22 protein-coding genes, 1 tRNA gene, 1 other RNA gene and 3 pseudogenes are annotated in these 24,592 nt (G+C 68.5%); 15 read left to right on the top strand and 12 right to left on the bottom strand.

Annotated features, from left to right (window positions below; translation table 11 throughout):
* Positions 1 to 65 precede the first annotated feature (65 nt).
* The 6 genes from prfB (at position 66) to EV371_RS28190 (ending at position 5,040) form a co-directional block, all read left to right on the top strand.
* Positions 66 to 1,187 (top strand): peptide chain release factor 2, encoded by a 1,122-nt coding sequence (gene prfB / locus EV371_RS28215; RefSeq protein WP_130464719.1) that lies wholly within the window; start codon positions 66 to 68, stop codon positions 1,185 to 1,187.
* A 164-nt stretch (positions 1,188 to 1,351) separates the two neighbouring features.
* Positions 1,352 to 2,032 (top strand): cell division ATP-binding protein FtsE, encoded by a 681-nt coding sequence (gene ftsE / locus EV371_RS28210; RefSeq protein WP_101369892.1) that lies wholly within the window; start codon positions 1,352 to 1,354, stop codon positions 2,030 to 2,032.
* Between the two features lie 102 nt (positions 2,033 to 2,134).
* The gene (gene ftsX, locus EV371_RS28205; protein WP_130464718.1) at positions 2,135 to 3,010 is read left to right on the top strand and encodes a permease-like cell division protein FtsX; all 876 of its coding nucleotides are present in this window, start codon (positions 2,135 to 2,137) and stop codon (positions 3,008 to 3,010) included.
* A 164-nt stretch (positions 3,011 to 3,174) separates the two neighbouring features.
* Positions 3,175 to 3,651, top strand: a complete 477-nt coding sequence (gene smpB / locus EV371_RS28200) for an SsrA-binding protein SmpB (RefSeq protein WP_130466271.1) — start codon at positions 3,175 to 3,177, stop codon at positions 3,649 to 3,651.
* Between the two features lie 221 nt (positions 3,652 to 3,872).
* Positions 3,873 to 4,248, top strand: a transfer-messenger RNA (tmRNA) gene (ssrA, locus tag EV371_RS28195).
* Between the two features lie 285 nt (positions 4,249 to 4,533).
* Entirely contained in the window at positions 4,534 to 5,040 is a 507-nt protein-coding gene (locus EV371_RS28190) for a hypothetical protein (protein ID WP_130464717.1), read from the top strand.
* Positions 5,041 to 5,120: 80 nt separating this feature from the next.
* Here EV371_RS28190 and EV371_RS28185 read toward each other — a convergent pair whose 3' ends face one another.
* On the bottom strand, positions 5,121 to 5,924 hold the full coding sequence (locus tag EV371_RS28185; RefSeq protein ID WP_130464716.1) for an S-methyl-5'-thioadenosine phosphorylase: 804 nt from the start codon (positions 5,922 to 5,924) through the stop codon (positions 5,121 to 5,123).
* A gap of 115 nt (positions 5,925 to 6,039) precedes the next feature.
* Between EV371_RS28185 and EV371_RS33580 the strand changes: the two genes are divergently transcribed.
* The 3 genes from EV371_RS33580 to EV371_RS28175 all read left to right on the top strand — a co-directional run bounded on the left by EV371_RS33580 (position 6,040) and on the right by EV371_RS28175 (position 6,948).
* Positions 6,040 to 6,177: a hypothetical protein gene (locus EV371_RS33580; RefSeq protein WP_165436858.1), complete on the top strand. Its 138-nt coding sequence runs from the start codon at positions 6,040 to 6,042 to the stop codon at positions 6,175 to 6,177.
* A gap of 4 nt (positions 6,178 to 6,181) precedes the next feature.
* Complete coding sequence (locus EV371_RS28180) at positions 6,182 to 6,781, top strand: YqgE/AlgH family protein (RefSeq protein ID WP_207230627.1); 600 nt, start codon at positions 6,182 to 6,184, stop codon at positions 6,779 to 6,781.
* 94 nt (positions 6,782 to 6,875) lie between these two features.
* Positions 6,876 to 6,948: transfer RNA gene (locus tag EV371_RS28175), tRNA-Ala, on the top strand.
* A gap of 321 nt (positions 6,949 to 7,269) precedes the next feature.
* Here EV371_RS28175 and EV371_RS28170 read toward each other — a convergent pair.
* From EV371_RS28170 to EV371_RS28160, 3 genes and pseudogenes are all read right to left on the bottom strand, one after another.
* A pseudogene (locus tag EV371_RS28170) lies at positions 7,270 to 8,064 on the bottom strand (ABC transporter ATP-binding protein).
* Complete coding sequence (locus tag EV371_RS34725; RefSeq protein ID WP_486484819.1) at positions 8,001 to 8,477, bottom strand: iron chelate uptake ABC transporter family permease subunit; 477 nt, start codon at positions 8,475 to 8,477, stop codon at positions 8,001 to 8,003. Before EV371_RS34725 ends, EV371_RS28170 begins: the two are co-directional and overlap by 64 nt.
* Positions 8,478 to 8,795: 318 nt before the next feature.
* Positions 8,796 to 9,971: an IS110 family RNA-guided transposase gene (locus tag EV371_RS28160; protein WP_486484818.1), complete on the bottom strand. Its 1,176-nt coding sequence runs from the start codon at positions 9,969 to 9,971 to the stop codon at positions 8,796 to 8,798.
* Between the two features lie 310 nt (positions 9,972 to 10,281).
* Between EV371_RS28160 and EV371_RS28155 the strand changes: the two genes are divergently transcribed.
* Positions 10,282 to 11,316 carry an IS110 family RNA-guided transposase gene (locus tag EV371_RS28155; RefSeq protein ID WP_130464715.1) on the top strand — a complete coding sequence of 345 codons (1,035 nt, stop codon included), beginning with the start codon at positions 10,282 to 10,284 and terminating at the stop codon, positions 11,314 to 11,316.
* A 325-nt stretch (positions 11,317 to 11,641) separates the two neighbouring features.
* Here the strand turns inward: EV371_RS28155 and EV371_RS28150 are convergent, their stop codons facing one another.
* From EV371_RS28150 to EV371_RS28140, 3 genes are read right to left on the bottom strand one after another with little or no spacing between them, the layout of a single operon-like run.
* Complete coding sequence (locus EV371_RS28150; protein WP_130464714.1) at positions 11,642 to 12,325, bottom strand: hypothetical protein; 684 nt, start codon at positions 12,323 to 12,325, stop codon at positions 11,642 to 11,644.
* Position 12,326: 1 nt separating this feature from the next.
* Complete coding sequence (locus tag EV371_RS28145; RefSeq protein WP_130464713.1) at positions 12,327 to 12,659, bottom strand: hypothetical protein; 333 nt, start codon at positions 12,657 to 12,659, stop codon at positions 12,327 to 12,329.
* Positions 12,656 to 13,222 carry a hypothetical protein gene (locus EV371_RS28140; protein ID WP_130464712.1) on the bottom strand — a complete coding sequence of 189 codons (567 nt, stop codon included), beginning with the start codon at positions 13,220 to 13,222 and terminating at the stop codon, positions 12,656 to 12,658. Before EV371_RS28140 ends, EV371_RS28145 begins: the two co-directional genes overlap by 4 nt.
* 156 nt (positions 13,223 to 13,378) lie before the next feature.
* On the opposite strand from EV371_RS28140, the gene EV371_RS28135 reads away from it, so the two are divergent.
* Together EV371_RS28135 and EV371_RS28130 are read left to right on the top strand one after the other, a co-directional pair.
* On the top strand, positions 13,379 to 13,780 hold the full coding sequence (locus tag EV371_RS28135; RefSeq protein ID WP_165436857.1) for a YbaB/EbfC family nucleoid-associated protein: 402 nt from the start codon (positions 13,379 to 13,381) through the stop codon (positions 13,778 to 13,780).
* A 703-nt stretch (positions 13,781 to 14,483) separates the two neighbouring features.
* Positions 14,484 to 14,738: pseudogene (locus tag EV371_RS28130) on the top strand (helix-turn-helix domain-containing protein); the annotation flags it as partial.
* Positions 14,739 to 14,847: 109 nt separating this feature from the next.
* Here EV371_RS28130 and EV371_RS28125 read toward each other — a convergent pair.
* Complete coding sequence (locus tag EV371_RS28125; RefSeq protein ID WP_207230626.1) at positions 14,848 to 16,152, bottom strand: serine hydrolase domain-containing protein; 1,305 nt, start codon at positions 16,150 to 16,152, stop codon at positions 14,848 to 14,850.
* Positions 16,153 to 16,268: 116 nt separating this feature from the next.
* Here EV371_RS28125 and EV371_RS28120 point away from each other — a divergent pair, with 116 nt between their 5' ends.
* A complete protein-coding gene (locus EV371_RS28120; protein WP_130464710.1) occupies positions 16,269 to 16,964 on the top strand; it encodes a TetR/AcrR family transcriptional regulator in 696 nt (231 codons plus the stop codon).
* A gap of 45 nt (positions 16,965 to 17,009) precedes the next feature.
* Positions 17,010 to 17,099, top strand: a pseudogene (locus tag EV371_RS28115) (IS982 family transposase); the annotation flags it as partial.
* A gap of 216 nt (positions 17,100 to 17,315) precedes the next feature.
* On the opposite strand, the gene EV371_RS28110 reads toward EV371_RS28115, so the two are convergent.
* A complete protein-coding gene (locus tag EV371_RS28110; protein WP_130464709.1) occupies positions 17,316 to 18,815 on the bottom strand; it encodes a SulP family inorganic anion transporter in 1,500 nt (499 codons plus the stop codon).
* 344 nt (positions 18,816 to 19,159) lie between these two features.
* Positions 19,160 to 20,359, bottom strand: a complete 1,200-nt coding sequence (locus EV371_RS28105) for a mechanosensitive ion channel family protein (RefSeq protein WP_486484817.1) — start codon at positions 20,357 to 20,359, stop codon at positions 19,160 to 19,162.
* 266 nt (positions 20,360 to 20,625) lie between these two features.
* Between EV371_RS28105 and EV371_RS28100 the strand changes: the two genes are divergently transcribed.
* Positions 20,626 to 21,159 carry a GNAT family N-acetyltransferase gene (locus EV371_RS28100; RefSeq protein ID WP_130464708.1) on the top strand — a complete coding sequence of 178 codons (534 nt, stop codon included), beginning with the start codon at positions 20,626 to 20,628 and terminating at the stop codon, positions 21,157 to 21,159.
* Here the strand turns inward: EV371_RS28100 and EV371_RS33985 are convergent.
* Positions 21,144 to 23,291 carry an ATP-grasp domain-containing protein gene (locus EV371_RS33985; protein ID WP_207230625.1) on the bottom strand — a complete coding sequence of 716 codons (2,148 nt, stop codon included), beginning with the start codon at positions 23,289 to 23,291 and terminating at the stop codon, positions 21,144 to 21,146. The genes EV371_RS28100 and EV371_RS33985 overlap by 16 nt on opposite strands.
* The gene (gene ectB, locus EV371_RS28090; protein WP_130464707.1) at positions 23,288 to 24,577 is read right to left on the bottom strand and encodes a diaminobutyrate--2-oxoglutarate transaminase; all 1,290 of its coding nucleotides are present in this window, start codon (positions 24,575 to 24,577) and stop codon (positions 23,288 to 23,290) included. The genes EV371_RS33985 and ectB overlap by 4 nt, the downstream gene beginning before the upstream one ends.
* Positions 24,578 to 24,592: the final 15 nt, after the last annotated feature.

Genomic DNA, 24,592 nt, shown 5'->3' with positions numbered 1-24,592 from the left:
CGCGCCGAAGCGCTTCGCCGCTGGCGCCGACCCGGTCCCGCGGACGACCAGTACTCTTGACTGTCGTGACCGCTGCCGAATACGCCGACCAACTCAAGGATCTTGACGCCACGCTTCGCAACATCGAGACCGTCCTCGATGTCGACCGGCTGCGTCAGGCCAAGGCGGAACTGGAGGAGGCGGCCTCCGCGCCGGACCTTTGGGACGACCAGGCCCGCGCGCAGGGGGTGACCTCCAAGCTTTCGTACGTCAACGGAGAGATCGCCAAGCTGGAGAGCCTGCGCGGTCGGCTCGACGACGCCCGGGTGCTGCTGGAGCTCGCCGAGGCGGAGGCTGACGCGGGGGTGCTCGGCGAGGTCGAGGCGGAGATCGGCGGGCTGACCAAGGCCATCCAGGAGATGGAGGTTCGCACCCTGCTGTCCGGGGAGTACGACTCCCGGGAGGCGCTGGTCGCGATCCGGGCGGGTGCCGGCGGCGTGGACGCGGCCGACTTCGCGGAGATGCTGCTCCGGATGTACCTGCGCTGGGCCGAGCGGCACGGCTATCCGACCGAGGTCTACGAGACGTCGTACGCCGAGGAGGCGGGCCTGAAGTCGGCCACCTTCGCGGTCAAGGTCCCGTACGCGTACGGGACGCTCAGTGTCGAGGCGGGCACGCACCGGCTGGTCCGGATCAGCCCCTTCGACAACCAGGGGCGCCGGCAGACCAGTTTCGCCGGAGTCGAGGTGCTGCCGGTCACCGAGCAGACCGACCATATCGACATTCCGGAGAACGAGCTCCGGGTCGACGTCTACCGGTCGTCGGGTCCGGGCGGGCAGAGCGTCAACACCACCGACTCGGCGGTGCGGATCACGCACGTCCCGACCGGGATCGTGGTCACCTGTCAGAACGAGAAGTCGCAACTCCAGAACAAGGCGTCGGCGCTGCGCGTGCTCCAGGCCCGGCTGCTGGAGCGGAAGCGCCAGGAGGAGCAGGCCAAACTGGAGGGCCTGAAGACCGACGCCGCCGGGTCCTGGGGTGACCAGATGCGGTCGTACGTCCTGCACCCCTATCAGATGGTGAAGGATCTGCGTACGGAGCAGGAGACGGGCAACCCCGCCTCGGTGTTCGACGGTGATTTGGACGGATTTATCGAGGCCGGCATCCGGTGGCGCAAGCAGCGGCAGCTCGCCGGTGACGCCGCGTGAACACGGCTCGCGTCCGCGTCGCTGCGGTGTGTCGACATCGGTGATCGTTTCCATGTGCGGGGCGTGAGGGGTACCGGACGCAGAGCAGTTTCCCGATAAATGTCGCCCGGACAGGCCGGGTTCCGGACTTGGCCTTTTCGTTACGACGCGTAGACTCACCACCCGTGATTCAGCTTGAGCAAGTGACGAAGACGTACCCGAAGGCGTCCCGGCCGTCGCTCGACAGCGTGTCGGTCTCGATCGAGAAGGGTGAGTTCGTCTTCTTCATCGGTCCCTCCGGTTCCGGCAAGTCGACAATCATCAAGCTGCTGCTGCACGAGGTGACCCCGAACAAGGGTCGGGTGATGGTCAACAACAAGGACGTCACCTCGATGCGTTCTTGGAAGATCCCGAACTTCCGGCGCTCGATCGGCTGTGTCTTCCAGGACTTCCGGTTGCTGCCCAACCGCACTGCGTACGAGAACGTCGCGTTCGCACTGGAGGTCATCGGCAAGACCAAGGCGGTAGCCCGCCGGGTGGTGCCCGAGGTGCTGGAACTGGTCGGGCTCGGTGGCAAGGAGCACCGCTACCCGCACGAACTCTCCGGCGGTGAGCAGCAGCGCGTCGCGGTGGCGCGGGCCTTCGTCAACCGGCCGCTGATCCTGCTGGCCGACGAGCCCACCGGAAACCTCGACCCGGACACCTCGATCGAGATCATGCGCCTGCTGGACCGGATCAACCGCACCGGTACCACGGTCGTGATGGTCACCCACGACTCCAACATCGTCAACCAGATGCGCCGTCGCGTCATCGAGATCGAGAGTGGTCGCATCGTGCGGGACCAGGCTCGGGGCGTCTACGGCTGACCTGCCCCACCGCGCCCGCGCCGAACAGCCCCCGGTTCGGCCCGGCAGCGGCCGCTGACTCGACGACGAACGACTCCTGCGGAGATCCGGAAGGAACCCCCGATGCGCTTGAAATACGTCCTGTCCGAGGTATTGGTCGGGCTGTGGCGCAACGTGACCATGACCATCGCAATGATCATTACGATGGCGGTCTCACTCACCATGCTCGGCGCGAGCGGCCTGATGTACCTCCAGGTAGACGCGATGAAAGACGCGTACTACAAGGACATCGAGGTGTCGATCTTCCTCGTCTCCGGTGTGACCGAGGAACAGCGCACCCAGTTGCAGACCGACCTGGAGGCCGACCCGCTCGTCCGGGAGGTCAAGTACGAGTCCAAGGAAGAGGCGTACGAGCGCTTCCAGCGGCTGTTCGCGGACTCGCCCGACCTGGTCAAGGCGGTGCAGGCGGACAAGCTCCCCGAGTCGTTCCGGGTGAACCTCGTCGATCCGGAGCAGTACCAGCAGATCTTCGACACCTACAAGGGCCGCGAGGGGATCGACGACATCATCGACCAGCGCCGGCTGCTCGAACAGATCTTCAACATCCTCGGCGCGATCCAGAACATGGCGCTGGTCTCGGCCTCGGTGATGGCGATCGCCGCCCTGCTGCTGGTGGCGAACACGATCCAGGTGGCCGCGTACAGCAAGCGCCGTGAGGTCGCGGTGATGAAGCTGGTCGGTGCCTCCAACTGGTTCATCCAGGCACCGTTCGTGCTGGAGGCCGTGGTGGCCGGGCTGCTCGGCGCGATCATCGGGTTCGGCGCGCTCGTGCTGGGCAAGATCTTCCTGCTCGACGGCTCGCTGCGGGACCTCACCGATCTGCTCACGCCGATCGAGTGGAGCACGGTGCTGCTGATGTTCCCGTTCATGGCCGGGGTCGGTGGTCTGGTCAGCGCGATGACCGCCTGGGTGACGCTCAGGTTCTACCTGAGGGTCTAGCTCGGTCCCGCTCTTCGCGGCCCGCATCGGCCGTCGATCGACCGCAGGGCCTCCGGCACGCGTGAAAAGCGCGAGCCGGGGGCCCTGCGCCGCGAGGTAGCATTGCGCGGTTGTTCCACGGGTACGACGAGCAAGGGGTACGACGAGGAAGGGATGTGGCGCCGATGCCACGGGAGAAGGGGCGGAAGGTCGTCGCCTCCAACCGCAAGGCGCGGCACGACTACGCCATCCTCGACACGTACGAGGCGGGCATGGCGCTGACCGGTACCGAGGTCAAGTCGCTGCGCGCCGGCCGGGCGTCCCTGGTCGACGCCTTCGCGCAGGAGCGGGACGGCGAGATCTACCTGCACGGCATGCACATCCCGGAGTACGCCCAGGGGACGTGGACCAACCACGAACCCCGGCGTACCCGAAAGCTGCTGCTCAACCGGCAGGAGATCAGCCGGCTGATCGGCAAGTTGAAGGAGAGCGGCCTGACTCTGGTGCCACTCTCGGTCTACTTCTCGGATGGCTGGGCCAAGGTCGAGATCGGCCTGGCCAAGGGTAAGAAGGCGTACGACAAACGGCAGGACCTGGCCAAGCGGGACGCCGAACGGGAGATCTCCCGAGTCGCTGGCCGGCGTGGCAAGGGTATGGGGTGACGGTCTGTCCTCGGCTGGCCGGTGGTGGTCAGGACGCCCCGTGTCTGGGGCCGCTGTGACGCACGTTACTGCCGAGTCGTCCGGTTCCGGCGGTGTGCCGGGCGGTATCCGGAATGAAGTTGGCGGGGCGAGGCGTTAGGCTTGGAGTGGCCGCCGACAGGCGGTGCGGAAACTCCACCGGCCCACGTCGGTCCGCGGGACAGTCGGGTCGGTAGGACACAGGGGGTGACTGGTTTCGACTTCGTACGTTGCGGCAGGGGAAGCGAGCCGAGGAAGCCGACGTCGTCTCGAGAATCGTTCGTCGGAAACCAATAAGCGCCAAGCAGAATCGCGCTGACTTCGCTCTCGCCGCCTGAGGCGGGTAGCAAGTCTGTCGGCCTGGGAGTGCCTTCGACCCAGTTAGCCGGCATCAGCTAGGAGGCTGGCCAACCGGACCCGGTCGCGGGGTCCGTGCGGCGAGATTAATCAGCGACTGGGCCCGTCACACCGACTCGCTCGCGTGATCGGAGGGGCCGAGTAGAGGCACAGCGAGCTGCGCTCGGAGAAGCCCTGGCAAGGCGACGAAGGACCCGGGTTCGATTCCCGGCACCTCCACGACAACGACTGCGCCCCGGTTCGGCAGGACCGGGGCGCAGTCGTCTCGTTTCCGCCTCGCCTCCGCGCCGCCCGCCGGGCCGACCCGAGGCCTCCCCGGGGCGCCGGCACCACCCTGCGCGACCCTCCTGCGACAACCTCACCCGGTGCTGAAGTGACTGGTGGGCCCCGCTGTGCTCGGTGAGACGTACGGGACAGATGAGCCGGACCGCAAGGGTCGACAGCGGCAGGTGGTGGGCCGCACCATCGTGATTACCACCGGTAGCTGTCGCTCTGCGGGAGGTGGTCATGCCGACCGACCCGAACCAGCACCAGCTGTCGATTCCGGTGCCCTTCTCCAGGCCGTCGCCGGCAGCGGTGACCGAGTCGGCCACGCTACGGATGGTCCGATGCCGCCGGGCCGTACTGCTGGGTGAGACCCACATCCTGGAGCGGGCGATCGTCGCGCCGATCCGGGATCCCGAGTGGCGGCCCCGGGTCCGATCCAGTCTGGGTGGACTGCGGGGCGCCTTCGCCGAGCACATGCGCAGCACCGAGGGACCGGACGGGCTCTACGCCGAATTGCTGGACCATGCGCCCCGACTGGCTCGGGGCGTACACGTGCTGATCCGGGAACACGCGGCGGTGGTCGCCGCGATGGCCGCCCTGCAACGTCGGGTCGACCTGCCGGAGATCAGCGTGACCGAACTCCGGAGCCGGGCCACCGATCTGCTCCGGGAACTCTCCCGGCACCGCCAGCGCGGCGCGGACCTGGTCTACGAGGCGTACCAGACGGACATCGGCGGAGAGACCTGACGACACGTCGGCGCGGGCGGGTGCCGATGCGTGGGGCGCTGCCCGGTGCTTCGGGTCCTCGGCGCAGATCGGCGGGACGCTCAGGGCAGGTCGATTGGCAGCTTGATGCCGTCGAGGCTGTGCGGGCACGGGCAGTCGCGCTCGGCGGAGAGCCGGCCGACCGCGTCGAGCAGAACGTTGCGCAGTCGCGTCGTGTTCTCGCCGAAGACCCGGAACACCTCCTCCTGGGTCACCGCGTGCCCACCCTCCACTCCGGCGTCGAGGTCGGTGACCAGCGCCACGGCGGTGTAGCAGAGCGCCAGCTCCCGGGCGAGTACCGCCTCCGGGTGCCCGGTCATGTTGATGATCGCGCCACCGATCGCGGAGTACCAGCGGGACTCGGCCCGGGTGGAGAACCTCGGTCCCTCCACCACCACCATCGTGCCGCCGTCGTGCGCCCCGATCCCGTGCGCGGCCGTGGCGGTCAGCACCGTGCTCCGGCCACGCGGGCAGTACGGGTCGGCGAACGAGACGTGCACCGCACCCTGGTCGTAGTAGGTCTGCGCCCGGCCACTGGTCCGGTCCACGAGCTGGTCGGGAATCACGAACGTGCCCGGACCGAGTTCCGGCCGCAGCCCGCCGACCGCGCAGGGAGCGAGAATCTGGCGTACGCCGAGCGACCGCAACGCCCACAGGTTCGCCCGGTACGGAATCCGGTGCGGTGGAAACCGGTGGTCACGCCCGTGCCGGGGCAGGAAGGCGACCGCGCGACCCGCCACCTGCGCCACCGTGATCGGGTCGGACGGCGGCCCGTACGGCGTCTCGACCCGGTGCTCGGTGGCGTCCTTCAGCAGGGCGTAGAGCCCGGATCCGCCGATCACCGCGACTTCCGCCTGCGGACCCATGCCCCACCCTCTCCTGCTCAGCTCTCTTCCAGACTGCCAATTGTCGTCAAAGCGCTCTGTGGACTAGCCCTACAGACCTTAACCAGCGCCAGTGACGCAAGCTATGGTGCGTGGCATGGCGTTTCCTGCGCGCAGGATCACCATCGATCCTGCGGATCCGGCAAGGCCGGTGAAGGGCCGGGTCGGGGTGACCGACGACGAGACGCGGCGGCGGCCCGGGGAGTGGTTCCTGGTCCTCGGGCCGGCCGAGTAGCGGGATGGCTGGCGTGTTCGGCGAGGGGCAGGCGATCGGGGGGCGGTCGATGGAGTCGATGACCGGGCAGTTGCTGGTCGCGACCCCTGCGCTGAAAGACCCGAACTTCGACCGGACCGTGGTGCTGTTGGTCGCCCACGAGGCGGGCGGTGCGCTCGGGGTGGTGCTCAACCGCGCCACCGAGGTGCCCGTCTCCGAGGTGCTCGGCGCCTGGGGCGGACTGGCCCGGGACCCGGCGGTGCTCTTCGAGGGCGGTCCGGTGCAGCCGGAGTCGGCGATCTGCCTGGCCCGGATGCGTACCCCGACCCAGCGGGTGAAGGGCATCCACCAGGTGACCGGATCGGTCGGCACGGTCGATCTCTCGGTCGACCCGGACCGGCTCCGGGACGCCGTCACCGGAATACGCGTCTTCGCCGGCTACTCGGGCTGGTCCCCGGGGCAGGTGGAGGAGGAGGTGGCCCGGGGGTCGTGGTTCGTGCTGGACGCGCTGCCCGGCGACGCGTTCATGGAGCGCCCCGACGACCTGTGGCCGATGGTGCTCCGCCGGCAGGGCGGGATCATGGCGGCGGTCGCGCACTTCCCACCGGACGTACTGCTCAACTGAGCCGGGACGGCGCGCTGCCCCCTCGGATGACCGTGGCCGCGAAGGTGTGTACTATTGCGCGGGTGCCCGGGAGACCGGGCAGGCAGTGAAGCAAGGGGCCGTGGCGCAGCTGGTAGCGCACCACACTGGCAGTGTGGGGGTCAGGGGTTCGAGTCCCCTCGGCTCCACCTTGTGTTTGTGCGGGTGAATCGGCATTAGTCATCGACTGGTGCCGATTATTTGTGATCTTGTGATCACAGTTTTGATCACCCGGCGCACCACACTACGCCTCGGCGACCAGTGTTGGAACGCCCGAAGAAATCGCCGCTGACCAGGGATTATTACTGCCTCTCGGGCTGTCCGGGATACCGGGGCCGAAATGTGGGGCGCAGAATCGTGTAGTACGGCGGTGCCGGCCCGTGTCGCTACGTACGGATCGGTCGCTGAAGTACCCGCTCGACGCCGGTTCCCGAGGAGGAGATTGCGGCAGGACGACCTGCCGGGAGCCGTCATGGGTCCGGGTGGTTCGCGGCTCCGGCAGCAACGAGTGGTGTTCCGGTCGTCGGATCGGTAATGACGCGGGGCCGTACGCCGAACATCGTCTCGAACAGTCGCGCGTCGACGACCTCGGCGGGCGGACCCTGGGCGAGCACGGCGTGTCGCGCATCGCGACGATCTCGTGGGCGTAGCGGGAGCCATGTTGAGGTCGTGCGGCACGGCGACGACCGTGCGGCCGGCGGTGTTGAGATCGGTGAGCAGGTCGAGGACCTTGAGCTGGTGGGCGAGGTCGAGGAAGGTGGTCGGCTCGTCGAGCAGCAGCAGGTCGTCCTGGGCGAGGGCCAGGGCGATCCAGACGCGTTGCTGCTGGCCGCCGGAGAGTTCGTCGACGGGTCGGACGGTCAGTTCGGTGACGCCGGTGGCGGCCAGGGCGGTGGTGGCCGACGGCTCGTCGGCGGCTGACCACTGTCGCAGCCACGTCTGGTGCGGATGTCGTCCCCAGGCGACCAGGTCACCGGCGGTGATGCCGTCCGGGGTGACGGGCTGCTGCGGCAGTACGCCGATGCGGGCGGCGACCTCGCGGGTCGGCAGGCGGTGGATGTCGCGGCCGTCGCGCAGGATCGTCCCGGTGTTCGGGCGGAGCAGTCGGGCCAGACCTCGCAGCAGTGGCGACTTGCCGCAGCCGTTGGGCCGACGACGGCGGTGATCCGGCCGGGCGAGATTCGCAGGTCGAGGCCGGTGATCACGGTGCGGCAGTGGTAGCCGAGGCCGAGCCGGGTGGCGCGTAGTTCGTCCTCCCGATGCAGTTAGCTCTGGCGAGCAGGCAGACGAGCAGAGGGGCGCCGAGGACCGTGGTGAGCACCCCGACTGGCAGTTCGGTCGGGGCGAGAACCCGGCGGGCGGCCAGATCCGCGCAGGCCAGCAGCGCGGCACCGACCGCGGCCGAGGTAACCAGGGCGAGCAGGCAACTCAGTCCCTCCGTCGAGGTGAGGCCGGCCGCCCACAGGGAGGCGTCTGCCAGGCCGGTCAGGTGCCGGCCGTCCTGCCAGGCGGCGAACCCGCAGCAGTCGGCGCCGCAGGACCGGTGCGTCGACGCACAGCAGGACGAACAGGAAATCAGCAGCCCCGCGCCGACGAGCAGGCCGAGGTAGGCGGCACCCTCGGCCGCCTGACGCAGCACGTTCAGCGCGGGACCCGGACGGCTTTCCGGTAACGGCACGGCTGAGTCGCTCGGCGCGCCGGTATCTGCCCGTGCCCGGCGAGGATCGCAACGACCGGATGCTGCTTACCTTGGCCAGCGAACCGGTCGCTGCGCCTGGTGCTCTCGCCGGGCGAGGGTCGTTGTCGGGGTACCGGCAGAAGGACAAGGCCAAGTACGGCTCGAAGTGCAGACCCTGCACCGGGTCAGCCCGTCCCCAGTGATCGGACACCTTCCCGAACTTCGGATCTGGCGAGGGTCGCCGAGGATAACCGTCCGTAACACGAGTGTTCCCGAGTGCCGCGAGCCGATCGCTTCCGGATCTGGCACCCCTCTCTGTCAAGCGCTGGTCGGGGGCGGTGTTCTAGGCTGACTGGTGGCGGGTCCGGGAAGTGACTTCTCCGAAGAGCCGGCCTGGGGATGTGAGCTGGTCACGCTGGAGTCAGTAGTCGTTCCCCGTTGTCCTCCCGGGCCCGTCACCGTGGTCGTGGCGTCGTCGATCATGCGTCGGTAGACGATGTCGGACAGGCGTCGTTTCAGCGCTCGCATCGCTTCCATCGACGTCTTGCCGGCGACTTTCTTCCGGTCGAAGTAGGCGCGACCCTCGGTCGGGTTACGCAGCTGGACGGTGGCCATGATGTGCAGTACCCGGTTGATCTGCCGGTTCCCGGCGCGGGAGAGCCGGTGGTGTACCTGCTCGCCGGAAGACGCGTCGATGGGGGCGGTGCCGTTCCAGGAGGCGAAGTGGGCCCGGTTCGGGAACCGGGTGATGCCGCCGACCTCGACCAGCAGCCGGGCAGCGCCGGACGGTCCGATGCCATGCAGGTCCATCAACGTGGTTCCAGTAGAAGCGACAAGCTCCTTCGGTTCCTTGTCGGCGTCCTTCGTGCGTCGGTAGATCCGTTCGAGGTCGCCGATCAGCTCCGCGGCGACCCGCCGTCGGGCCTTGCCGACCGTGTCTCGGGGCCGGACCGTGGCCAGCAACGCTTTGGCTTGGGCGGCGGACAGGCTCTTCTTCGCCCCACCCGGGATGAGTTCGAGGAGCAGTTGGTGCAGCTGGGACACCATCCGGGTGTGGTCCTCGCCCAAGGAGCGGCGCCGGTCGACCAGGATCCGCAGCAGGGCGAGCTGTTCGTCGTTGACGACCGGGCGGAGCCCGGCCATGCGGGTGCCGACCAGGGCGATGGAGTGGGCGTCGGTGGCGTCGGTCTTGCGGCCCTGACCGGTGGCGAACACCCGCGCCCTGGCCGACAGCTTCGGCGGAACGTCGACGACCTCCTCGCCGTCGGCGAGTAGCCGGTTGGCGATGTGCCGGCCGATGCCCTGACAGCCCTCGATCGCCCAGACCCGGTTCGGCCATTGGTTGGCGTACTTTCTCATCGCCGTGTAGCCGTCGCGGTCGGTGTCGAACCGGCCGCCGCCGACGATGGTCTCGTCGCCGGCCATGACCTCGATCGTTGCCGAGCGCTTGTGCGGGTCCATCCCGATGACCACACGATCTGACGTGCCACTCACCGCGTCCTCCGATGCTCGATCCACCTGGGTTGTCGAGCCGGGAGGGCAACGCTACTTCGAGCCGAGCAAACCCCTGACTTGTCTACTGGAGTCAGGCGCTGGGGTCTGCAGCCCGTAGCGTCAGGGCGTCGGTCGGCACTGGCTCGCAAACCCCTTGCCGCCCTCGGGTTGGCTCTTCAAGAGCGTGCCGCCGCTGGCCGGCGCCCGGCCGTGGCGTGGCTCAACAGAGGCGTGCTCACCGAATTTCCGCAAGTCAGGCTGCCCGCCACGGTGATCCTCGTTCGCTTTGGCGGAAGGAACCCAGCTTCCCGTGATCACGATCGGCATCGACCCACACAAGTCCTCCTTGACCGCTGTCGCCCTCGACGAGACCGGTCACCTGCTGGCGACCAGGCGGATCACCGTCAACGCCGCCGCATACAAGACGCTGACCGACTGGGTCGCCCGCTGGCCGCAGCGCCGTTTTGCTGTCGAAGGCGCCGCTGGGCTGGGGCGGGGTATCGCGCAACTGCTGGCCGCCGCCGGCGAACACGTCGTCGACGTCCCAGCCACCCTGGCCGCTCGAGCGCGGCTGCTGGACACGGGCGGCACCCGCAAGACCGACGCCGCGGACGCCGCCAGCGTCGCTCACGCCGCAATGCGGCACCAGCGGTTGCGTCAGGTCGTCGCCGAGGACCATCACACCCGGCTGCGGTTGCTCTCCGAACGCCGCGACGACCTGGCTCGCGAACGCGTCCGACTACTCAACCGGCTTCACGTGCTGCTGCGTGATTTGCTCCCCGGCGGCGCGGCGCTGGACCTCACCGCGGATAAGGCCACCGCGCTGCTGCGCAACATCCGGCCTCTCACCGCCACCGACAGCTGCCGCCGCGACCTGGCACGGGAAATGATCACGGACCTACGCCACCTGGACCGGCGCCTGCACGCCAACCAGGCCCAGATCCGGCAGGTCCTGAACGAGACGCAATCCACCATCACCGAGATCCGCGGTGTCGGGCACATCATCGCCGCGAAGATCCTTGGCCACGTCGGCGACATCAGCCGATTCCCGAGCGCCGATAACTTCGCCAGCTACGCCGGCACCTCGCCACTCGAGGCATCCAGCGGCGAACGGCGCCGCCACCGGCTCAACCCCACCGGCAACCGGCAACTCAACACCGCCCTGCACACCATCGCGCTCGTCCAAGCCCGCGACGAAGGCCCCGGCCGCGTCTACTACCAGCGCAAACTCAGCCAAGGGAAAACACCCGCCGAAGCCCGCCGCGCACTCAAACGACGCCTCGCCAACGTCCTCTACCGACACCTCATCAAAGATCAACTCAAACTCGCCACCGGTACGGGTTGACACACAGAGGCGCTCTTGAGCCTCTCCCCGCCCCTTGAGCCTCTCCCCGCCCTGGGGCGACGCCCGGGCCGCGCAGGCCAGATGAGAGCCACACGACAGCGTGGGCAGCCGAAATGAGAGCGACAGCCCGGGCGCCTCGACCGAAGCCTGGCCCGGCCACGGTCGCAGGCCAATGAAACAAGTAGCCGAAGTAAGTGCACCCGATCTTGGCTTTCGGATAGTGGCCGCTCCAGCCGCAGCGCACTCCGCCGCGGCCCGTAGCTGCTGCCGTTCAGAAGGCCGGGCTGCCAACTGACGCTTGCTGTCACAGCGGGGTGGGACGGGATCAGTCGAAGAGCTTGTTGCGCTCCTTGCGTAGCGGACCCATCTCCTCGTCCGGGGTCCCCGTCAGGTTGCCGCCGACCTCGATCAGGTAGAGCGCCAGCCACATGACGCCCTTGGCAGCCTGCTCGAACACCCAGCCGAACCCGTCGCCGAGCGCGCCGGTGATGCCCAGCGTGGCGAGGTACGTCGTGTTGAAGACGGCCCGAAGCGCCGCCCAGATCATGTTGAAACGTCCCGACTGTCCCCGTCCGCCTGATCGGATGATCACCACGATCGTCACGACGACCGCGACGACGGCGGCGCAGGCCGCGAGGGCCTTTCCGATCCAGCGGAGGATCGCGGCGATTGCGTAGAGGAGCATCGCGATGAGCGCGAGCAGCGCCCCGACCACGAAGAGGATGATCGCGGCAATCCACTTGAGTACCGTCAGCACCACGTCGAGGGCGTTCGCGGCGGCACTGCCGGCCTGCCCGCCCCATGACATGTCGCTGCGGAGCTGCGTCAGGTCGCCGTGTACCCGGAGGGCCTCCTCGGCAACCGAGCGATGCTGCTCGGCGGCGGATCGCAGCGCCTCGAAATCGGCGTCGGCCTGACGCAGGGGTTCGAGGATGTCCGGCAGCCTCTGACCGTACAAGCCTTCTATTCGCCGGACGTCCGACATGTCGATGCCGTACTTCTCGGCCACGCTAGCCATGCGTCTCTCCGTGCAGGTTGCGTAGCATCCGGTCAGCACCGCGCAGATCTGCCTGTTCGTATCCGGCCGCTGCCGCCAGGATGCTGTCAGTGAACCGGGAGAGGCTTTGTCCGACCAGCGAGAGACCGTCGACGAAGGCCGAGTTTCCGTCGCTCCAGACCGTGGCGGCCCGCTGTCCGACGGGGAGTTCCGGGAACTGGCTCCGGTCCGGTACCGCGCCGCCGTCGCTGAGGCCGCGGGACAGGGCGTCAACCCGGCCTGCCAGCTCCGCCAGCCTGGCTGCGACGCTGCGCAGGTGATCCGGGTCGGCCGATATGCCGCTCATGAGGTCTCCTCGATCTGGGGAAACTGCTCGGTCGGGTAGAGATCGGGAAATCGGCCGCCGGATGCCGAGCGGATGACCCGGACAAGCGCCTCCGGTGGCTGCTCGAAGCGGTCGAGGGGTACGTCGAGGACCCAGCGGGACGGGTTGACCAGGCGTTGGACGAGATGTGTCACGGGGGAGGCCCGGACGGTCGCGTCGGTCGGGCCGGCCTGTCCGGGTACCTGCCTCGCGAAGATCAGCCGACGCGACCGGCGCGGTCGGGCCGTGACGACGACGTGGTCCAGCTCCGTCCAGGCGACAGATCCGGCGACGGCGCCGGACCAGTGCGCCCCGGTGTCGTCGAGCACCAACGTGAAGTCCCTGAGCAGCGCTGCCTGGCGACGGACGTACCTGCCGACGAACATCAGCGGCGCGGCGACACAGAGCCCTCGGCCGGCCCAGAGGAACAGACCGGTGGCGAGAAGCAGATCGTCCCCGGATGCCCACCGGATGCCGAGCAGCACGACGGCGACGATCGCCACGACGGTCGAGGCGGCCAGCAGCGCGGCGCCCGCGAATTCCATACCGCGGCCGAGCGCCGAGCGGGATGCGCTACCGGCAGGACGGGTTCGGATCGTCGATCGCGCCTCGGGCGATACATCCATTCGCGGCCTCCGATCGAACTGGCATCGACGGTATGGTGAGGCATCGCTGGGTGGTCGAGAGGTGGACCCATGGTAATGAGCGGCGAGCCGGAGCGGGACCCCGTCGCCGATCCGGTGCTGGCCGCGCTGGACCGGGTCAGCGGCCATGGGCGGTCGGAGGACGGGCTGGTGCGGGTCGCCATCGACGGTGACGGCATACCCAGCGAACTCACCATCGACGCCGAGGCGATGCGGCAGCCTCCTGCGGCGCTGAGCGCATCGATCCTGGAGGCGCTGCGCCGCGCGCACGAGGATCTGGGTGTGCAGGTGGGACAGGAGCTTGCCAGAGCCGTCGATGTTGGTGACCCTGCCGGCACTCCATCCGCTGCGGCCGATGCCGCCCGCGCCGCCGACGAACTCGATCGGATGGCCCAGGACATGTCAGGGGAGTTCGAGATGATGCGCCGACGCCTCTTCGACGCTATCGACGGCAGGTAGGAGTCGAAGTTTTCCGGGCCCATCGCCGAAGGCCGAAGGCGCGGCCCCAGGCGTGAGGGCGAGCTACCAGTGGCCTCGGTTGGGCGCACCGGGGAGAGTGTGGCGGTGCGGGTCGACGAACCAGCAGCGGGCGTGTCGGGCCTGCCATCGGTGTAGTTCGGCGCGGAGGCGGTCTGCCTCGGTCCGGGCGGCTGACTCGGCCCGGCGGAGCCGGGAGATCTCGGCGGCGAGTCGGCGCAGGTAGGCGTACACCTGGATCGGGTCGAGGCCGCGGCGCCGAGCCTGTCGACCAGGGCAGCGGTGTGGGTGTCGGTGTGGGTGTCAACACCGACCGCCCAGCGGCGCCGATCGGTGACTTCGGTGGGCTGGTCAGCGTCGATGTGCATGACGAGGGGTGTTCCTTCCTCCAGGGGCGATGCCGGTCAATGGCGTCGGCCCGGGAAGGTCCACCCGCCGGCAGATCTGTGATGGGTCACGCGAGCGCGAGCTGCGGACATGCTTCTGATCAGGCCAGCGAGGGTGGCGGCCGGCGCCGGCCGCGACGGTGGACAGGTCGACTACACGACACATTCGTCGATGGTCAGATTGCTGTGGGGTCACACCGTCACGGCCAGCACCGAACCTAGCGGATCACGAATCCCGGACTCGATCACCACGCATATAGAAGCGTCGACCAAGAAAGATGCCCCTACCGGGAGCCTCGTTGCTGTCTTACCTGCCTCGATCCGCTGTCCACCCGATCCTCAACCACGTCGCCGACCTGATCCGTACTCATCGCCACCAGCGACGATCCCGGTGGCGCCGGCTCGACCCAGGCCGCCAAGCGCTGCTCGTCCTGGCCCACTTGCGCAACGGCGACACCCTTGCCCGTCTGGCCGCCGGGTTCGCCGTCGGAGTGGCCACCGCCTGGCGCTACATCCGCGAGGCGCTCACTCTGCTCGCCGCGACCGCCGACGACCCGTGACGACATCCACGAAGCGTTGCGCACACTGGCCTGCGCCACCATCTTTTGGCGCAGGCCAGTGTGCCGCGTTGACGTGAGAGTCTTGAGAAGAACGATCGTCAGATCAGTCGCACATCGCCTGCTTGTACAGGCTCGACAGTGCGTCGTCGATGGGGTGGTGCTGTGGCTGCCCCGAAGCGTCCAGCGTGTTCCACCGCACCAGGTTCATCGCCACGGACAGCTGCCGGTTGCCGTCGGCGCTGACCATCGTCATCGTCTGTGCGCCCCAGACTGTGCCGTCGTGACCCCAGATCGGGCCGCAGCCGGCAATGGCGAACCTGTGCAGGCCCAGACCGTACGTGACCGGCTCGCCAATCTGGTTGATGACCGGGACAGTGGCCTGCATCTGCTCCAATGACGCCCGGCTGACGATCCTGCCGCCGAGTAGCATGCCGTAGAAGCGATTGACGTCCTCGACGGTTGACACCAGGCCGGCTCCGGTCGACACCCAGGACATGTTGTAGACGCTGTAGTCCCGCGGCGGGTCGATGAGGCCGAAGAACGACTCGTACATTTTCGGGTGCGCTCCGACGATGCGTTCCCCGTCCGGGAAGCCGGTGTTCCGCAGCTTGGCGGGCTTGATGACGTTGCGGGTGATGTACTGCTCGGCTCCGATGCCGCTCACCGCCTCCAAGAGCTCGCCGAGCAGCAGGTAGTTGGTGTTCGAGTACACCCCTTTGGGTGCCCCCGGTTCGCCGGCGGGAGGCGCGTCGACGCCCATGGCGATCAGCTCTGCTCGGCTGAACTGCCGGAACCGGTTGTCGTCGAGGCTCCTGGTGGATCCGGCTGCGGGGAACGTCTGGAGGGACGGGAACGCGTAGGGAAGGTAGTCGGGCAGGCCGCTGGTGTGGTTGAGAAGCATCCGCACCGTGATCCTGTCGCCGCGCACTCCGGGCACGAGCCGCGGCAGGTAGCGGCCGATGGGTGCGTCGAGGCCGACCGCGCCCCGCTCGACCTGCTGCATGACCGCAACGGCGGTGAAGGTCTTGGTGATGCTGCCGATGCGGTGCCGCTGGGTCGGTGTGGCCCGCCGGCCCGTTCGTAGGTCGGCGACCCCGGAGGCGCCGCGCCACGTGTCACGACCTTCGCGTACCTCAGCGAAGACGCCTGGTACTCCGGCGCGGTGGATCGCGTCCAGGGCGGACTGCAACTCGCAGGCACGGGAGCGGGTCGTCGCGGACGCCGGGGTCCCCATCACGGCCATGCCGATGCCGAACGCGGCGCCACCGACAAGCCCTCTTCGGGTGATGTTCATCGCGCTGGTCCCTTCCCGACCGATGCTGGCTGCACCTAACTTGGTTGCGCGTCGGAGCGGGTACCGCGCAACCGAAGCGACTTCTCGAACATGTTCCGAAAGATAGCACGACATGCGCGCCCGCCAAACCGGAGGACAACTTCAGAGTCAGCCAGCGATGTGTGCTGCCCCTGTCGATGACGCGACCCGCCCCCGTTTCGCGGACCTGAACCGCGGAGGATGATGGGCTCATGCCCCGATCCCACGGTCGCACTGGCCGGCCGCCACTGACCTCCCGTGCGGAGATCCTGGAGGCCGCCAGGAAGATCATCGACCGGGATGGCTGGGAGAGGCTCACGGTGCGCCGGCTGGCTGCTGAGCTCGGGATCGGGCCGACGACCCTGTACCACCACGTGCGCGACCGCGAGGATCTGCTGATCCAGCTGCTCAACGAACATGCCCAGCAGACGCTGCGCCGCGACCTGCCCAGCGATCCGCGAGATTGCATCGTCGCATCGGCCATCGCCATCCACGACTCGCTCGCCGCCTGGCCTTGGGCTGCCGAAGTCCTCACCGCCGACGGCTTCCTGCGCCGCCTCGGCCAGCCGGCGTTGGAGATGGTCGAGGCCATCGTCGGCGCGGCCGCCGAAGCTGGGTGCACGTCCGAGCAAGCCGTCCACCTCTTTCGCGGTATCTGGTATTACACCGTCGGCGAGATCCTGGTTCGCGCACACTCCGACAGTCGGCGCGCGGGCGACGCCCATGACGCCCCCGACGACGCCTTCTTCGACCGCGCCGACCTGTCCCGGCTGCCGCACCTGGCCGGTATCGGCAACCGATGGCCCGCCCTCGCCGCACAGGACACGTACGCCGCGGCGCTTGGGGCCTTCGTCGACGGACTGCTCGCCCACGCCGGGGCGGTGCCTCGCATCGAACCTCGCATTTGACGTCGTCCAGCGCGACGCGTGGCCAAGCGCACTCTCCGCCGCGCGGCCGACATGTTCCCGTACCTTCCCCAGCGGCCGGGCCACAACAAACGGCTACGCGCCGCGCTGCCGCTGATCAAGAAGGTGATCCGGGACCGGATATCGGAACTACTCGGCTAGCGACGGTGCGGTCGAGGAGTGCGCTGGCGCTCCCGCTGAGGGCCAGGGTTCTCCCCGTGGCCGGCCATATACCTCCGGAAGGGCCGAGCGCCCACCGACCTATGCGTTGGGTGGTTTCGCCGATCCGCATGGGTCGCCCGGCTGCCGGACCGCAGGTGTGCTGCGGTCCGGCAGCCGGGAGGGCGCCTGGCATCAGTGATTCGCGGTGAGGGTGCCGGCGAGGCTGCCGTGGATGGCGGCGCTGGGCTTGTTCAGTTCGATGATCTCGACGGTCTTGCCGCGGGCCGCGTACTTGGTGGTGACGGCGTCGAGGGCGGCGACGGAGGAGGCGTCCCAGACGTGGGCGCGACTCATGTCGATGATCACCTTCTCGGGGTCACCCGCGTAGTCGAACTGGTAGACTAGGTCGTTGCTGGAGGCGAAGAAGAGTTCGCCGTGTACGGAGTAGATGCGGGTGCCGCCGTCAGGGTCGAGCACGCTGGTGACCTCGACGAGGTGGGCGACCCGACGGGCGAAGATCACCATGGCGGTGAGCACCCCGGCGACGACGCCGATGGCGAGGTTGTGGGTGGCCAGGGTGGTGGCGACGGTGGTGACCATGACCAGGGTCTCACCCAGTGGCATGCGCTTGAGCGTGGCGGGGGCGACCGAGTGCCAGTCGAAGGTGGAGACCGCAACGATGATCATCACGGCGACGAGAGCGGCCATCGGGATGGTCGCGACCACGTCGCCGAGCGCCACGACCAGGATGAGCAGGAACACGCCGGACAGGAAGGTCGACAGGCGGGTGCGGGCGCCGGATGCCTTCACGTTGATCATCGTTTGGCCGATCATGGCGCAGCCGCCCATGCCGCCGAAGAAGCCGGTGACGATGTTCGCCACGCCCTGGCCCCAGGATTCGCGGGTCTTGTTGGAGTGGGTGTCGGTGATGTCGTCGACCAACTTGGCGGTCATCAGCGACTCCATCAGCCCGACCAGCGCGACACCGAAGGCGTAGGGGGCGATCAGCGCCAGGGTCTCCATCGTCCACGGGATCTGCGGCAGGCCGAGAGTGGGCAGACTCTTCGGCAGTTCACCCTGGTCGCCGACGGTCGGCACGGTCACGGCGGCGGCCACCGTGATCACCGTGAGGACGATGATCGCGACGAGCGGGGCCGGGACGGCGCGGGTGAGGCGGGGCAGCCCGACGATGATCACCAGGGCGAGGGCGACGAGCGGATAGACCAGCCACGGCACCCCGAGCAGGTACGGCACCTGCGCGGCGAAGATCAGGATGGCCAGGGCGTTGACGAAGCCGACCATCACGCTACGTGGAACGAACCGCATCAGCCTCGCCACCCCGAGGGCGGCCAGCAGCACCTGGATCGCCCCGCCCAGGATCACCGCGGCGACCAGGTGATCCAGACCGTGATCGCGGGCCAGTGGTGCGACGACCAGGGCGATCGCGCCGGTCGCCGCGCTGATCATCGCCGGCCGGCCACCACAGATCGAGATGGCCACGGCCATGGTGAACGAGGCGAACAACCCGACCCGCGGATCCACCCCGGCCAGGATGGAGAAGCTGATCGCCTCCGGGATCAACGCCAAGGCGACGACCAGGCCGGCGAGGACCTCGGTCCGGAACACCTTCGGCGAGAGCCAGGACGGACGGGACAGACGCGGTCGGACGACCGGGGACAGCAACGAAGACATACGGCCTTTTCACTCAGGGTGTGCACGCGGGGCGCACACACGATGCCGCACCCATTGGGGCAACGGCGCATTACCCCAATCGGTACGGATCAGAGATGTTCCGGACGGACCCGAGCATCGTCGCCCGGAAGAAGACCGCGAGGGGCCGTAGCCGCACCTCGACGACCCGCACGGACTCTACCGTCTGGGGAGGTCAGAGTTCCGTCACGGTGATGATCATCACGCACGAGGTGGGAGGCTGCCAGGCAGCCGGTCCGCTTTCGGGGTTGCCGTTGCCGTTGCCGGCTGACGAAGGCGTGATGCGAGGTGAGTCCCTGGAGGAAAGCTGGCCCTGGAAGGGAGGGTCAGTCGGTCCGCTGTGCCGGCGCCGGGCGCGAGTTGGCGCTCTCCGCGCCCGCCGAGGCGCCGGCGCCGTCGGCGACCTCCACCCCGTCCTCCCGCGCCGTGCGCGCCGCTCGCCCCGCGCCGTCGACGAACGACTCGCCGTCGGTCGGCGGCAACTGTGCCGAGCCTGCGCCGGCCGGTTCGAGGTCCGCCCGTACCCGAGGGCGGGCCGAGGGCTGCTGTTGCTGGACCCAGGCGACCAGCTTCTCCCGGACGAGGCAGCGCAGATCCCAGAGGGCGGAGCTGTTCGCGGCGCTGACCAGCGGCCGTACCCTGATCATGCCTCCGGTGGCGTCGGTGACCTGGAGGACGCAGACCCGCCCGTCCCAGAGCCGGTCCGCCTCGCCCTCCAGGATCCGGCGCATCTCCCGGCGCATCTCCTCGACCGGCAGCGACCAGTCCAGGTCGATTTCCACCGTGCCCAGCACGGAGGCGCCGGTACGGGTCCAGTTCTGGAACGGCGTCGAGGTGAAGTAGGACGACGGGAGGATGAGCCGACGCTCGTCCCAGATCCTGACGACCACGTAGCCGAGGGTCATCTCCTCGACCCGGCCCCACTCGCCCTCCACCACGACGACGTCGTCGAGCCGAAGCGCGTTGCCGAAGGCGAGTTGCAGGCCGGCCAGAACGTTGCCGAGCATGCTCTGCGCGGCGAGCGCGGCGACGATCCCGGCCAGACCGGCGGAGGCCAGCACGCTGGCTCCGACCGCCCGCGCCTGCGGAAACGTCACCAGCATCGCCCCGATGGTGAGCACCGCGATGACGGCGACGGCCACCCGCCGGATCACGGTGATCTGGGTGTGCACCCGCCGTGCGGAGAGGTTGTCCCGGACGTCCATCCGGAACGTCCGCAGCGCCGTGTCGGCGGCGACGTCGGTCAGCGCGGCGATCAGCCAGCCGACGGAGGCGATCACGGCGAGCAGGATTCCCCGGAAGAACGGCTCGTGCCAGCCGTTGCTGGTGGCGGCCGGCACGGCCAGCCAGATCGCCGCGAGGGCGGCGATCACCGATGCCGGTGGATAGGCACGCCGGGCCAGCTCGGCGAGGAGGATCGAGCGGCGGCCAAGGTAGCGCAGTATCCGGTAGGCCACCGTCATGAGGAGGACGGCGCCGGCAGCCGCGCCGGCGATGATCCCGAGGCTGATCAGGTTGTCGCGCAAACCGGGCTTCCCTCCGTCGAACCAGACCGCCGCCGCCCGCTGCCGGCGGCGTCGCCCCTCGGGACCGGCGTCTGGGGCTGTCCGGTGGATGTTCTGGTACGCCGGACATTGTCCAGCCGGCGTCAAGGCTGCCGACCGGCAGACCCTGTCCGCGCCCATGTGATGGCGCCCAGGACCGGCCTCCGTGATCTCTCAGGTCTCATGATGTCGAACTGGTGCACAACATCGATGCCCGTCGCGTTCCGCTGACCCGTAGCCTGATGGCCGTGTCCTTTGACCGACAACCGGTGCTCACCGGCAGCCTCGTCCGTCTCCGGCCGCTCACCGCCGACGACCTGTCCGGTCTGCAACTGGCGGCATCCGATCCGCTGATCTGGGCGCAGCACCCGGACCGGCAGCGCCACACCCCGCAGGCGTTCCGCCGCTTCTTCGACGACGCGCTCGGTTCCGGCGGCGCGCTGATCGCCGAGGACACATCCGACGGCGAGATCATGGGCGCGTCCCGATATCACGGGTACGACCCCGAGGCCAGCGAGATCGAGATCGGTTGGACGTTCCTCGCTCGGAAGTACTGGGGTGGAGCCGTCAACGGCGAGATGAAGCGACTTATGCTGCGCCACGCGTTTCGCCAGGTCGACTCGGTGATCTTCCTGGTCGCTCCGGAGAACGCCCGCTCCCGGAGCGCTGTCGAAAAGATCGGTGCGGTCCCGGACGGTCGTCGCTTGGACGGCGGTGGCCGGGACTGCCTGCTCTACCGAGTGACGGCGGCGGCATGGAAGGCCGCTCATCGGGACGTATAGAGATACTCCCGCTCGATCTCGCGGATCCGGGCGTAGTCGTTGATGATCTGCTGTCGATCCGGTGAGATGAGATAGACGAAGCCCGGTGAGGTCACCACGTCGATCGTCCGTGGGATCTGGTGTCCCGCCGGGAACGCCAGCACGTCGTGCGCATACGACGGCAGGGCGCGGATCTCGGCCAGCGAATCGTCGGGCGGCACCCGTCCCCACGGGTACGGATTGATGAGGGAAACGTGACGGGGGCGCTCGATGATCCGGTACGCGATCTCGTCGAGCGTGGCGAAGGCCGGGGGATCGGTGAGGGAGAGCGCCAGCAGATCCACCTGGCTCGTGCCCAGACAGCGCATGTTGATGTGCGGAACCTGGCCACCGCCGAGCCGGGCACCACACTCCACCAGCACGGGACCGCGCTCGGTGAACATGATCTCGCTGTGCCCGGCGCCGTTCCGGATCTCCAGGGCGTCGAGCACCTCCCGGGTGTAGCGGCCCAGCCGGAGGGCGATCGGGTCGTCCGGCGCAATGGGTTCGTGGTGGTCGAAGACGATGTGCCCGTCGTGGAGGTGACGCTTGTAGTACCGCCAGATCTCGCCCATCCGATGTACGCCGTCTCGGCTGACCGAATTGACGAAGTATTCGTCGCCGGCGAGAAACTCCTGCGCGAGTACGAGGGAGTTGGCCCGGCCGTAGCGGTCCCGTGCCGACATGATCTTCTCGGCGGCAGCTCGTATCTCCTCCGCCGACGCGCATGACACGACGTTGTCCGTACCCGCGCTCGCCACCGGCTTCAGCACGACGGGCCACCCCACGGACGACTCTGCCCACTGCACTATCTCGCCCGGGACGCTCGAGACGATGGTCGCCGCGTGTGCGACGTTCGCCTCCCGGAGCGCCTCGACCATCTCGAACTTGTTGCGCCGGGCGCGCGGCCGCGACATGCCGTTGCCCGGTGTCCCCAGTGCCGCATTGAGCTCGTCGGCCAGCTCGACCCCGGACTCCGCGCCAGCGACCACGGCGCTGGCCGACAGTCGTTGAAGTGCCGCGACGGTTGTCCGGAGATCGCCGTCGTGCCGGACTGACGCCACGAATCCCGACGCACGCAGGGTCAGGTGAACGTCCGGCATCCCGGAATCCACGTGAATGCACTGGGCGCCGCGGGCGCGCAGTGCGTCCGGCAGGTAACCACCGGTGGAATGGGCGTCGACCACGGCGATCCGGGGTGCTCCCGCCCCCGTACCAGCTGCCCGCTGCCGGGCCAGCGTGCCGAGCGCGACGAACGCGGTCATAGCGAGGATCACCGAGATCGACAGCGCGGAAGCTCGCAGCCTTCCGTCCAGCGTCTGCAACGCGAGCGTGAATCCCGGCCCCAGACATATCAGCAGCGAGACGGTGATCGGCTCGGCGTGACGCACGCCGATCTGCAGCAGGTAGAGCGGGACGATCACGGAGATCACGGCGAGCAGCAGCCCGGGGCCGAGCGCGGCGCCGAGGTCGGGCAATGAAGTGGCGGAGACCAGTACCCATGCCCCCGCCATGGTCACGGGAAAACGAACCGCCATGACCGCGGTCGGGCTCAGACCCTTGTCACTCAGTCGTTTGGAGAAGACGATGTTGCCTGCGGAAGCGAGTCCGGACGCGACCGCGAGCGTCATGCCGAGCGCGGCGTCCGCGTACCCGATCTCACCGACCGCGCTACGGCCCGAGAGTGACCCCCAACCAAGGACCACCAGCGATGCGAGAATGCCGACGGATGCGGCGAGCTCACCCGCCATCACCCGGCTGCCCCGCCGCATCAGGGGCCCGGCCAGGGCGATGACCACGGGGCTGACGGCGAGGCTGACCACGTTCACGATCGCCGGCTCGATGTACTGCAGTGAGAACAGCACGGTCAGCCAGGCAACGGCGGTGGTGACGTTGATGGCCAGCACGTCGCGGCCCTGGTCGACGAACGGCCGCAGCGCGGCGAGCCCGTGCCGTGCCAGACCGATCCCGGTGAAGAGAACGCAGGCCAGCGAGAACGAGATCGCGGCAACGCCGGCTGGCGACAGCGACTGGAACACGCTGCCGGCATAGACGTTCACCACGGCCGTCAGGAAGGCGAAGACGACGACCGCCGACACCCCGCGGGCGTTCACGCGGCGCTGCCCGCGACGCGCCGGGTGGCCTCGTGGAGGATCTCCAGGCCCTCGACGAGATCGGACTCCTGGATCAGCAGCGACGGCAGGAGCTTCACGACCTCGTCGGATGCCCCTGCTGTCTCCACCAGGAGACCCAGGTCGAAAGCCTGCCGACTCACCTCCGTCGCGACGCCGGGACGGCCGAACTCAACGCCCCAGAAGAGACCGCGACCGCGGTAGGTGACACCGAGATGGGGAAAGGCCTGTGCGAGATCCCGGAGCCGGACGGCGACCGGCTCCTCCTTCTCCGCCGTAGCCCGCGCCAGTTCGTCGTTGCTCCAGTACCGCTCCAGCGCCTCGGTCGCGGTGACGAACGCCGGTCCGCTGCCGCGGAAGGTCCCGTTGTGCTCGCCGGGCCGCCACACGTCCAGCTCTCGTCGGAAGAGCGTGACCGCCATCGGCAGCCCGAATCCGCTCAGCGACTTCGACAGGCAGACGATGTCCGGCAGGATGCCGCTGGGTTCGAAGCTGAAGAAGGGGCCGGTGCGACCGCATCCGGCTTGTATGTCGTCGACGATGAGCAGGACGCCGAACCGGGCGCAGATCTCGGCAAGCCGTTGCAGCCACGAAGGGCTGGCGACGTTGACGCCGCCCTCGCCCTGGACGGTCTCGACGATCACCGCCGCAGGGAGCTCGACGCCACTACCAGCGCAGCCGATCAGGTCCTCCAGGAGGTCGAGACCGCAGACGCCGTGTCCACCGAACCTCTCGTAGGGCAGTCGCAGTACGTGTTCGAGCGGCACTCCGGCGGCGGCACGCTTGTCCGCGTTTGCGGTGGCAGCCAGTGCACCCAGGCTCATCCCGTGGAAGGACCTGGTGAAGGCGACGACCGTGCGCCGGCCGGTCACCTTGCGGGCGAGCTTGAGTGCGGCCTCGACCGAGTTCGCCCCCGTCGGGCCGGTGAACTGGACCTTGTAGTCGAGCCTTCGCGGAACGAGCAGCCGCTCGCGTAGCGTGTGCAGGAAAGTCGCCTTCGCTTCGGTCATGACGTCGAGGCCGTGCACGATACCGTCGTCGTTGAGATAGTCGATCAACCGCCTGCGCAGGTGTCGGTTGGAATGGCCGTAGTTGAGCGCCCCCGCGCCCATGAAGAAGTCGAGGTAGGAACGGCCGTCCGAATCGACGATGCGGTCCCCGACCGCCCGGACGAACGTGGCCGTCCACGTCCGGCAGTAGCTGCGCACTTCTGACTCGAGGTTCTCCAGATCCGTTGCCGGTCGGTCGACCGTGCGTGCCTGGGTCATTGTGCCGCCCCCCGT

The sequence above is a fragment of the Plantactinospora sp. CNZ321 genome (assembly GCF_004217235.1).
The sequence above is the reverse complement of the archived record's forward strand: the minus strand, read 5'-3'. Positions and strand labels throughout refer to the sequence as shown.